Genomic DNA, 6803 nt, shown 5'->3' on the forward strand with positions numbered 1-6803 from the left:
GAGCGGGCCATGAACGTTGAAGCAACCCGGAAGGGCAAAACCTTGCTCGTCACGGTGCATGAGAGCCGGATCGATGCGGCGGTGGCCGTGACCTTCAAGGAAGCCATGCGCGACGCCACAACAGGGCATGCGGGCCGCATCGTGCTGGATATGAGCGAAGTCGGATTTCTCGACAGCTCGGGGCTGGGGGCCGTGGTGGGCGCGATGAAACAGGTGGACGAAGGCGCGAAACTGGAACTGGCCGGCCTGAGCCGGACGGTCGCCAAGGTGTTTCACCTGACGCGGATGGACACGGTCTTCACGATCCACAGCTCTGCCGAGGCCGCCCTGGCCTCTGGCGAAAACGCCGCCTGATCGGGCCGCGCGATGCCCAACCGTGCCAGCGTTACCGATTTGCCGGCCCAGCCAGCCGCCGAACCTGCTCCCTGCCGGGCGCGCAACGCGCTGCGCATCGTGCTTTCCAGCACGCCGATGGAGGTGCGCCGGGCGCTGGAGCGGGTGCTGGTTGATCTGTCGCCACTGGAACTTTCGGAGGATGAGCGCGGCACCGTTGAACTGGTTTTGGCGGAAGTGCTGAACAACGTGGTCGAACATGCCTATGACACGGCGGATTCGGGCGTGATCGAGATCACCGTGCTCCAGGGTGTGCGCAGGCTGTTCTGCACCGTCACCGACCAGGGCCGCGCCATGCCCGGGTTCGATGCGCCAAGCGGGAAGGCCGCCGATGTTGACGTGCCGGTTGAAGCCCTCCCCGAGGGCGGCTTTGGCTGGTTCCTCATCCGGCAACTCTCGAAAGATCTGAGCTACAGCCGCTCGGGCGATGAGAATCGCCTCAGCTTCTCGCTGGATTTTGCCACCTTGCCCGCCCCCCGCTGACACGGATCAGGGCGCGGCGGTGGCCTGCGCAAGGGCGAATACCGCCGGAATATGACCCGTTTTCCATGCCCAATCCTCCGCTGCCGAGCCATTGTTTCGGCGTTGGAAATTCACGCCCCAAAATGGTCCTGATGCGACCCAAAGCCAGACAGGATCAAACGGCAAAAGGGACGGGTAGCTGCATATAGCTTCCCTCGGCGCCACGCTTCATAGCCCCCACCCAGTGCGTGGCGTCGAGGACTTCTCTTTCTCCAATATCGCCGCCTTGCCGCCCCGACGCGTGCCGCCTACTCTGGCCGCCGGAGGGACACCTATGCGCAATTTCGAATACCCCGGCCGTTCACCCGTGCTGGCCACCAACGGCCTCTGCGCCACGTCACACCCGCTGGCCGCCCAGGTCGCCGTCGAGATGCTGAAGTCTGGCGGCAACGCCGTGGACGCGGGCATCGCCGCAGCGGTCCTGCTTGGCATCTGCGAGCCGCAGAGCACCGGCATCGGTGGGGATTGCTTTGCCCTGGTGAAGCCTGCGGGCAGCGATGACATCCACGCCCTGAACGGCTCGGGCCGTGCGCCTGCCGGGATCGACGCCACCAGCCTCCGGGCCGAGGGGGACGTGATCCCCCTCACCTCTCCCCACGCCGTCACGCTGCCGGGTGCAATCGCCGGGTTTGCCGCCCTCTCCGAGCGCTATGGCCGCAAGGGCCTCGCCGCCAGCCTCGCCCCGGCGATCCACTATGCGGAAGCGGGCGTGCCGGTTGCCCCGCGCGTGGCGCGCGACTGGCAAGCGGCAGAAGCCACGCTGCAAGGGGCGGCGCGGAAGCACTATCTGACGGGCGGCAAGGTGCCCGAGGTGGGCGAGATCTTTCGCAGCCCCGGCCAGGCGGAGGTGCTGCGCCGGGTGGCTGAGCACGGCCCTCGCGCCTTCTATGAAGGAGAGGTGGCCGAAGACATGCTGGCAGCGGTTGCCGGTGGCAGCCACATGCCAGAGGATTTTGCCAGCGTGACGGCCGACTGGGGCAGCCCGCTCACAGGCCCCTACCGCAGCCGGGAGATCGCCGAGCATCCGCCCAACGGTCAGGGCACCACCGCGCTGCTGCTGGCCGCGATCCTCGGCGAGTTCGACATTGCCGCAATGGACCCGCTGGGGCCGGAGCGCAGCCATATCGAGGCCGAGGCGATCAAGCTGGCCTATGACGCCCGCAACCGGCTCATCGCCGACCCCGTGGCGATGAAAGACCCTGCCGCCCTGCTGCGCCCGAGCCTGGCGCAGGAGCTGGCCGCGCTGATCGACCCGAAGCGGGCGATGGCGCAGGTGAGCACGGTGACGGAGGCGGTGCATCGCGACACCGTCTACCTCTGCGTGGTGGACCGGGACGGCATGGCACTTTCGTTGATATACTCGGTGTTCCACAGCTTCGGCTCCGGCCTCGCCAGCCCGAAATTCGGCATCCTGATGCAGAACCGCGGCGCGGGGTTCACACTTGAGGAGGGCCACCCGAACGAGGTGGGCCCGGGCAAGCGGCCGATGCACACGATCATTCCCGGCATGATGCTTCAGGATGGCCGGGTTGAGATGCCCTTCGGCGTGATGGGCGGCCAATACCAGGCGGCGGGCCACGCGCGATTCGCCTCCAACATGCTGGATTTCGGGATGGACCCGCAGGAGGCGATCGACTTTCCGCGCCTTTTTGCCGAGAAGGGCGAGTTGCAGCTTGAAGCGCCCTTCCCCGAGGCCACCCGCGCCGCACTGACCGATCTGGGCCACAAGGTGGTGCCCGCCGAGGCCCCCATCGGCGGTGCGCAGGCGATCCGGATCACCCCAGAGGGCGTGCTGGTCGGCGCATCGGACCCGCGAAAGGACGGGTGTGCGCTCGGCTACTGAGGGCTCCGCATTTTCGTACGAAAATTCGTTTGCCGCCAGTCAGTTGAGCTGGAAGTGCAGCGGGTAGACGCCGTCTTCGAAGGGGCCAAAGAGATCGGGCAGGTCGGGGTGATCGACCGGTTCGCCGGAGTAATCGGCCATCAGGTTCTGCTCGGAGACATAGGCCACGTAGTAGCTTTGGTCGTTTTCCGCGAGCAGGTGATAGAACGGCTGGTCCTTGGAGGGGCGGCTCTCTTCTGGAATGGCATCATACCATTCTTCGGTGTTCGAAAACATCGCATCGACGTCAAAAACCACCCCGCGAAACGGGTGTTTGCGATGCTTTACGACTTGTCCGAGGTGATATTTCGCCCGGGTTTTCATCATACCATTGTGCTCCCCACGCCCCGATGGTTAGTGCAGGCCAAGGCCGATGTCTATAAATCGGCCCGGAAAAACAGGGAAACAGTGTGTGAACCTCGTTCTGACAGTGGCGCAAATCGTCGCGCCCGTGTTCATTCTGGCGGCCATCGGCTTTGCGTGGGTCAAGCTCGGGCAGGACTACCCGATGCGCTTCATCACGCGGCTGGTGATGACGCTGGCGATTCCCTGCCTGATCTTCGGCGCGCTGATGAAAACCGAGATCGACCCGCAGGCGCTCACCGCCGTGTCGCTGGCAGCGCTGGTGGCCTATCTCGCCGTGATTGCCGTCTTCACCCTGCTCGCCTTCGTCCTGAAACTCGACAGGCGCACCTACCTGGCTCCGCTCATATTCGGAAACACCGGCAACCTCGGTCTGCCCCTCGCGCTTTTTGCTTTCGGCGAGGAGGGGCTGGGCTTTGCCGTGGTGATCTTTGCGATCATGGCGATGATGAGCTTCACCTTCGGCATCTGGCTCGTTTCGGGCGGCGGCAACCCCTTGAAGTCTCTCAAGGAGCCGGTCGTGGTGGGCACCGCGCTTGGGGCCCTCTTCCTGTGGCAGGGCTGGCAGACGCCGCTCTGGATCACCAACACCATCGACCTGATCGCGCAGGTTGCCATTCCGCTCATGCTCATCACCCTCGGTGTGGCCGTTGCGCGGCTTCAGCCCGGTGACCTTGGCCGCTCCTTCTGGCTTTCGCTCCTCAAGGCGGCGCTTTGTGCGGCCATCGCTGTGGGCGCGGGTTGTCTCTTTGGGCTGGAGGGCACCGCCTTTGCCGTTCTGGTGTTGCAACTCATAACCCCTATTGCGGTTACGAATTACTTACTGGCCGAACGCTTCGGGGCGGACAGCACCGCCGTTGCGGGCCTTGTCGTGGCCTCGACGCTGCTTTCCGTCGCCTTCCTGCCGCTGGCGCTGGCCTTCCTGATCTGAAATGTGATCCGACCGGCGCAGTTCTACATTCCCCCAGCCGGAGATTTCGCTTAATCTTGCTCAAAAGCGGCAAAGACCGCGCAAACGAGGCGAGCGAGCGACGATGTTGAGGAAAATCAGCTGTGTGCTGGTCATGGCCCTACTTGCAGGCTGTGGCGGTGGGCGAGAGTTGGAAAGCCCGCGCAATCTTGAAAATGCATGTGCATTGGCAGATGAGCGGCCCCATTACCTGAGGGCGATGAAGCGCACCGAGCGGCGCTGGAATGTGCCTGTGCATGTTCAGATGGCAACGATCTACCAGGAAAGCAAATTCGACGGCGATGCCCGCACCCCCTTTCGCTGGGCGGTGGGGGTGATCCCGATGGGGCGGCAAAGCTCGGCCTTCGGCTACAGCCAGGCGCTGGATGCAACCTGGGAAGAATACAAGGCCGAGACCGGCAACCGCCGCGCCAAGCGGGATGACATCAAGGACGCCACCGACTTCATGGGCTGGTACATGAACCAGACCCGCGAGCGGAACGGCATCTCGCTGACCGACGCGCGCAACCAGTATCTTGCCTATCACGAGGGACACACCGGCTATCGCAGAGCATCCTACAACGCCAAGCCCTGGCTTGTTCGGGTGGCTGGCGAGGTGGGCGCGCGCTCGGAAATCTACCGCGCCCAACTGATCTCCTGCGGCAAGGCCTGACACGAAAAAGGGGCCGGAGGGTGCGCCCTCCAGCCCCTTGAAAACCATGCCAGAACTCAGGGTTTGCGGCGGTTGATCTCGGCTGGGATGTTGAACAGCGAGCTGCGCAGGTTGCCGCCCTTCTTCAGCGCGCCAAGCACCACCGTGGTTTGCGAACCCGCGTCATCGGTGATGATCCACTGCCGCAGCTCCACCGGCGACGAGGTGAAGACCAGCTCGATATGGCCATACTCCGGGTGCTCGGGATCCTGGGCGCGGATGGTGGTGGTTATGCCGTCGGACTTGTGGCCGGTGATCATGCCGGAGCGGTTGAAATCAACGGTGCGGGCCAGAATGATCGAGAGCGGCGTGCGGCGGAGCGGGTATTGCTCGGGGCCGGTGTTGGACTTGGAATCGAAGATCGCCACCTGCCCGCCGCCGGCGATCACGAGGCTGTCGTCGGGCTTGTTGTATTCGAAACGAATGCGCCCGGGGCGGTGGATGTAGATCTGGCCGGTGGAGATGGTGCCATCTGCGTTGATCTGGGTGAACTCGCCGGTCGCCGTGGTGAAGTTGTTGAGATACTTCGACAATTCCGACAGGGAGACCTTTTGGGCCGAGGCCGGAAGGGCCAGGGCCATCAGCAGGACGGGGGCCATCAGGGTGCGCAGGAGTTTCATGCGGCGCCTTTCTTGTTACATGCGGGGCGTGATGCCCGTTAACGCCCTACTTAGGGGGTTTGGCGGTGATATGCGATAACAAGGCGGCGAGTTTGGGGTGTTGACCCCAGCTATCGGTTAACCACCGCTTATGCCGTCGCGCCAAAGGGTTGCCGGGGGGAACAGGGCGCGAACCTGGGAGGGGCACAAGTGATGCACAGGCGATGCACATTCCATGCATATGGGTTTGGGCCGGAATCGTGGTTAATGGCGCGGACCGACAAGGCTTAAAGCGGCAGCTCTGGCATAATGGCGGGCGCAGGTGGTGGGCCTGCGAACTGAGGGGACAGAATGACGAGGCATTGAGGGGCGCGCCCGAGGCCGAGACCAAAGGCGGCCAGGCTGTAGGCGCCCGGGGGAACCGGCATGCGCAGGCGTTTCGCACCGCCGCTTTGAATGACCACGGCACCGGACGTGCAGACCAGTGGCATTTCCGGCGTTGCCTGTCGCAGACGGCGAAACTCGCTGGCCAGCGGCTCGGCGGGGCCGGAGGCGTGAAGGCGAAGCCGGATCTTCACTCTGCCATCGCCGCCGAGGGCGATCCCCGCGGCTCCCGCTCCGGCGAGGGCGACTTGAGGCGCGCTGGCCTCCAGCAGGCTCCAGACATCGAGGCTTTCGTCTGAGATCAGCAGCATCCCGGCCTCCACGTCGAGCGTGACGGCCTTCTCCAGTGCCACTTCCGGCTCCGGCAAACCGAGGGCGGCGCGGCGGGCGGCCAGCAGGCGGGCGCGGGCCATCCGATAACGCTGGGGATAGGTGTGAACATCGGCGCCGAGGCCAAGCGCTTCGATCGCCAGCGTCATGGCATCAGGCGCCTTCAACGCGCCGGATTTCTCCAGTTCAAGCGCCTGATGGGCCAACCCCTTGCCGATCTTCCGTGCATCGCGAAGTGGCGCGGCGCGGCAGCGGGCAAGGCCGTCGCGCAGCGCGTGCAGTTCATCCACGGGATCAATTCTGCTCAGGCGCCAGGATCTCGCGTTTGCCGACGTGGTTGGCCGCCGTCACCAGCCCGTTGTCTTCCATCTGCTCCACGAGGCGGGCGGCCTTGTTGTAGCCGATGGCGAGCTTGCGCTGGATGTAGCTGGTGGAGCACTTGCGATCCTGGATCACCACTTGCACGGCCTGATCGTAGAGTGCGTCTTCGCCATCGGTGTTGCCGCCGAGGCCGAGGACGAGGTCGATGTCGCTCTCCTTGTCGTCATCCGGGCCTTCGACCACGCCGCTCACGTACTCAGGCGCGCCGAAGCTCTTGAGGTGGTTCACGACCTCCTCGACCTCTTCATCCGAGCAGAACGGGCCGTGGACGCGGGTGATGCGCCCGCC

9 protein-coding genes are annotated in these 6803 nt (G+C 64.6%); 5 read left to right on the forward strand and 4 right to left on the reverse strand.

What is annotated here, in order from left to right:
- Positions 1 to 9: 9 nt before the first annotated feature.
- The 3 genes from DYI42_RS14955 to DYI42_RS14965 all read left to right on the forward strand — a co-directional run bounded on the left by DYI42_RS14955 (position 10) and on the right by DYI42_RS14965 (position 2758).
- A complete protein-coding gene (locus tag DYI42_RS14955; protein WP_213546797.1) occupies positions 10 to 354 on the forward strand; it encodes an STAS domain-containing protein in 345 nt (114 codons plus the stop codon).
- 12 nt (positions 355 to 366) lie between these two features.
- On the forward strand, positions 367 to 876 hold the full coding sequence (locus DYI42_RS14960; protein ID WP_244867948.1) for an ATP-binding protein: 510 nt from the start codon (positions 367 to 369) through the stop codon (positions 874 to 876).
- 313 nt (positions 877 to 1189) lie between these two features.
- Positions 1190 to 2758, forward strand: a complete 1569-nt coding sequence (locus tag DYI42_RS14965) for a gamma-glutamyltransferase family protein (RefSeq protein WP_213546798.1) — start codon at positions 1190 to 1192, stop codon at positions 2756 to 2758.
- A gap of 39 nt (positions 2759 to 2797) precedes the next feature.
- Here DYI42_RS14965 and hspQ read toward each other — a convergent pair whose 3' ends face one another.
- The gene (gene hspQ / locus DYI42_RS14970; protein ID WP_213546799.1) at positions 2798 to 3124 is read right to left on the reverse strand and encodes a heat shock protein HspQ; all 327 of its coding nucleotides are present in this window, start codon (positions 3122 to 3124) and stop codon (positions 2798 to 2800) included.
- Positions 3125 to 3209: 85 nt separating this feature from the next.
- Here hspQ and DYI42_RS14975 point away from each other — a divergent pair, with 85 nt between their 5' ends.
- On the forward strand, positions 3210 to 4091 hold the full coding sequence (locus tag DYI42_RS14975) for an AEC family transporter (protein WP_213546800.1): 882 nt from the start codon (positions 3210 to 3212) through the stop codon (positions 4089 to 4091).
- A 103-nt stretch (positions 4092 to 4194) separates the two neighbouring features.
- Positions 4195 to 4782, forward strand: coding sequence for a transglycosylase SLT domain-containing protein (locus DYI42_RS14980; RefSeq protein ID WP_213546801.1), 588 nt, complete (start codon positions 4195 to 4197; stop codon positions 4780 to 4782).
- Between the two features lie 56 nt (positions 4783 to 4838).
- On the opposite strand, the gene DYI42_RS14985 is transcribed toward DYI42_RS14980, so the two are convergent.
- From DYI42_RS14985 to DYI42_RS14995, 3 genes are all read right to left on the reverse strand, one after another.
- A complete protein-coding gene (locus tag DYI42_RS14985) occupies positions 4839 to 5441 on the reverse strand; it encodes a LolA family protein (protein WP_213546802.1) in 603 nt (200 codons plus the stop codon).
- Positions 5442 to 5707: 266 nt separating this feature from the next.
- Positions 5708 to 6424 carry a hypothetical protein gene (locus tag DYI42_RS14990; protein WP_213546803.1) on the reverse strand — a complete coding sequence of 239 codons (717 nt, stop codon included), beginning with the start codon at positions 6422 to 6424 and terminating at the stop codon, positions 5708 to 5710.
- A gap of 4 nt (positions 6425 to 6428) precedes the next feature.
- A partial coding sequence (locus DYI42_RS14995; RefSeq protein WP_274608825.1) for a DNA translocase FtsK occupies positions 6429 to 6803 on the reverse strand: 375 nt, incomplete at its 5' end.

Origin of the sequence: Vannielia litorea (assembly GCF_018424695.1) — a bacterium.
GTDB classification, from domain to species: Bacteria; Pseudomonadota; Alphaproteobacteria; order Rhodobacterales; family Rhodobacteraceae; genus Vannielia; species Vannielia litorea_A.